Source organism: Streptomyces sp. NPDC004134 (assembly GCF_042874195.1).
Taxonomy (GTDB): Bacteria; Actinomycetota; Actinomycetes; order Streptomycetales; family Streptomycetaceae; genus Streptomyces.
On record NZ_JBIAMS010000053.1, the window covers coordinates 1 to 3,842 of the forward strand.

2 protein-coding genes are annotated in these 3,842 nt (G+C 72.6%); both read right to left on the reverse strand.

Annotation, left to right across the window (positions count from 1 at the left end; translation table 11 throughout):
* Positions 1-689 (reverse strand): beta-ketoacyl synthase N-terminal-like domain-containing protein (locus tag ACFYVJ_RS34715; protein ID WP_388900499.1); only part of this gene is annotated, 689 nt, incomplete at its 3' end.
* Positions 690-742: 53 nt separating this feature from the next.
* The coding region (locus ACFYVJ_RS34720) for a type I polyketide synthase (protein WP_388900502.1) at positions 743-3,842 on the reverse strand (3,100 nt) is incomplete at its 5' end.

A 3,842-nucleotide genomic window follows, 5' to 3' on the forward strand; every position in this document is an offset into this window, starting at 1 on the left:
AGAGCAAGCTCACACTCACCATTACGCAACGCCTGCGCGGCGAGGTGCATGCTCACCAGGGAGGAGGAGCAGGCGGTGTCGACGGTCACCGCCGGGCCCTCAAGGCCGAAGGTGTACGCCACCCGCCCCGACGCCACACTCGCCGCACCACCGTTGCCCAGGAACCCCTCGTAGCCCTCCGGGATCTGGTGCATGAGCCGGCCGGTGTAGTCGTCGTACATGACCCCGGCGAAGACGCCCGTCTTGCTGCCCTTGAGGGAGTGCGAGTCGATGCCCGCGCGCTCGAACGTCTCCCAGGCCGCCTCCAGCAGGAGCCGCTGCTGCGGGTCCGTGGCCGTGGCCTCCCGCGGACTCATGCCGAAGAACTCGGGGTCGAACTCGTCCGCCGCGTGCAGGAAGCCGCCCTCGCGGGCGTAGCTCTTCCCGGTCCTGTCGGGGTCCGGGTCGTAGAGGCCCTCGACGTCCCAGCCGCGGTTCCCGGGGAAGTCGGAGATCGCGTCCGTACCGCCGGCGACCAGCCGCCACAGGTCCTCGGGCGACCGCACCCCGCCCGGGTACCGGCATGCCATCGAAACGATCGCAATCGGCTCCTGCCTTGCCGTCTCGGCGTCCTGCAGGCGCTGCCGCGTCTGGTGCAGCTCGGCGACTGCGCGGGTCAGGTACTCCCGAAGCTTGGCTTCGTCCGACATTGGTCGTCGCTCCTCTGTACGGAATTGCTGGGGCGGCGCGGGCGCCGCCGGGGTCAGGAAAGGTCGAGATCGCTGTCGAGCAGGTCGAAGAGTTCGTCGTTGGACGCGGACCGGAGCTTCGTCTCGATGTCCTCGCCCTCCGGTGCCGTGCGTGCGGTCTCGTTGAGGCGGGTGAGGAGGGCCTGGAGTCGGCGGGTCACCTTCACCCGCCCGGCGTCCTCCGCGGAACGCTCGATCAATGTCAGTTCGAGCTTGTCGATCTCGGCAAGGAAGGAGCTCTCGGGGCTCGCCTCGTCGACGCCGATGCTCTCGCCGACGTACCGGGCCAGGTCGTTCGGCGTGGGGTAGTCGAAGATCAGCGTGGAGGTCAGCCGGAGCCCGGTGACCTCGGTGAGGCGGTTGCGGAGCTGGACGGCGGTGAGGGAGTCGAAGCCCAGCTCGTTGAACGGGCGGTACGGATCGATCGCGTCCGCGCCGCCGTGCCCTAGGACCGCGGCGACGGCGCTGCACACGACGTCGAGCAGCAGCTTCTGCCGCCCCTCCGATGGCAGCTCCCGGAGCCGCGCGGCCAGATCCGTCGCCGGCGCCTGGGCACCGTGTGTCCGCGCGGCGGTGCGGCGGGGGGCCGGTACGAGGTCGCGGAGGAGCGCCGGGAGCCGGGGCGCGGCGCGGAGGGTGCCGGGGTTGAGGGGGGTGCAGAGGTGGTGAGGGTGCGGTGTGGTGAGCGCGGTGTCGAGGAGGTGGAGCCCGTGCTCGGTGGTGAGGGGTGTGGTGCCGTGGGTGAGGGAGCGGATGTCGGTGGTGGTGAGGTGGCCGGTGAGGCCGGTGGATTGCTCCCAGTAGCCCCAGGCGAGGCTGGTGGTGGGCAGGCCGAGCCTGGTGCGGTGGTGGGCGAGGGCGTCCAAGTAGGTGTTGGCCGCGGCGTAGTTGGCTTGTCCCGGGCTGCCGAGGGTGCCTGCCGCTGAGGAGTAGAGGACGAAGTGGGCGAGGTCCAGGTCCTTGGTCGCCTCGTGGAGGTGGTACGCCGCGTCCACCTTCGGCGCCAGGACGGGGTGCAGCTCGTCGGGGGTGAGCTTGGACAGAACGGTGTCGTTGAGGACGCCCGCGGTGTGGATGACGGCGGTGAGGGGGTGGTCGTCGCCGATGGAGCCGACGAGGGTGCGTACGGCGTCGGCGTCGGTGACGTCGCAGGCGGTGACGGTGATCTGGGCGCCGAGGTCGGTGAGTTCGTCGCGGAGTGCGGTGGCGTTGGGGTGGTCGGGGCCGCTGCGGGAGGCGAGCAGGAGGTGGCGTACGCCGTGCTGGGTGACGAGGTGACGTGCCGTCAGGCTTGCGAGACCGCCGGTGCCGCCGGTGAGGAGCACGGTGCCGTTCGGGTCGAGCGGCCGGGCTTCTTCTGTCGCGGCGTCGCCGGTGGAGCGGGTCAGGCGCGGGGCGAGCAGCCGGCCGTTGCGGACGGCGAGTTGGGGTTCGCCGGTGGCCAGTGCCTCGGCGAGGTGCGGGACGTCGGCCGCGTCGGGCTTGGAGACCGCGGTGTCGGTGTCGACGAGGTGGATGCGGTCGGGGTTCTCGTTCTGGGCCGTACGGACCAGGCCCCACAGCGGTGCGTGCGCCAGGTGGACGTCCTCGGCGGGGTCGGTGGCGACGGCGCGGTGCGTGAGGACGACGAGACGGCGGTCGGTCTCGTCGTTGGCGGCCAGCCAGCTCCGCAGATGAGTGAGCAGGGCTTCCGTCGCGACGTGGGCCGCTGCGGGGGAGTCGTCCACCGCCGGGGCCGCCGCGTACACGTCGATCCGGCCGAGGTCCGCCTGCTCCTCCTGGGGCTCGGCGGGGCGCCAGGCGAGGTGGAACAGGCTGTTGCGGGTGGCCGTTTGCGCGTGCGGGCCGCCCGTGAGGGCGGTGGCGTCGACGGGCCGGGTGTTGAGGGCCGTGATCGTGGCCACAGGAGCACCGGCCGGATCCCAGGTGTGGAGAGCCAGGTCGTGGCCGTGCTCGCCGGTGGGGGCGAGGGTGGCGCGTAGCTCGGTGGCACCGGTGGCGTGGACGGATACCCCGGTCCATGCGAACGGCAGCCGCAGCTCCTCCGCCTTGCCGTGCGCGCCGCCGTCCGCGTGGAGCGTGCGGGTGGCCAGGGAGTGGATGGCGGCGTCGAGCAGGGCCGGGTGGATGGCGTGGCCGGTCGTGTCCGTGTCCTCGGGCAGGCCGATCTCGGCGTGGAGCGTGCCGTCGGGGTGCACCCAGGCAGCGGTGACGCCCTGGAAGACGGGCCCGTACTCGTAACCCGCCGCCAGCAGACGGGGGTAGAGGTCGGTGACGTCCACGGGCTCCGCCCCGGCGGGCGGCCACTGCGCGGGCGGTGCGGCCTGCGCGGCCGGTTCGGTGGTGAGGGTGCCGGTGGCGTGGTGGGTCCAGGGCTCGGGCTCGGTGTCGTCGGCGGCGTGGCGGCGGGAGTGGATCGTGACCTGCCACGGGCCGGCGCTTGGGTTCTCGTCGCTGTCCGTTCCGCCCCGGACGGAGGCGGTGACCTGTAGGTCGTGGGTGCCTGCCTCGTCGAGCGTCAGCGGGGCGTGCAGGCTCAGCTCTTCGAGGTGGGCGGCGCCCGTGTGGTCGCCGGCGTGCAGGGCGAGGTCCACGAGGGCGGTGCCGGGCAGCAGGACCGTACCGGCGACGGCGTGGTCGGCGAGCCACGGGTGGGTGCTCAGGCTGACCCGGCCGGTGAACACCGTGGTCGACGCGTGCTCGTCGGTGCCGTCCGCGAGTTGGACGGCGGCGTGCAGGAGCGGGTGCGTGGTGGCCGCCTGGCCGAGGTCGGTGGCGCTGGTGACCTGAGCGGGGAGGTCGAGCCAGTAGGGCCGGCTCTGGAAGGGGTACGTGGGCAGGCTCGGCAGATCGCTGCCGGGCCGGGGGAGGCGGGGGGTGAGGTCGGCGGGGTGGTGGTGGGTGTGGAGGCTGACCAGGGTGGCGAGGTGGGTGAGGGTCTCCGTGGCCAGGTGGGGGGTGTTGCGGACGCCGGACGGGAGGTGGGGGGTGAGGGTGGGGTGGGGTGCGAGTTCGGTGTAGAGGCTGATGCCGTCGGCGTCGGTGAGGTGGGTGGTGCCTTGGTGGAAGCGGACGGGTTGGCGGATGTGCTGGGCCCAGTAGGCGGGGTCGTGG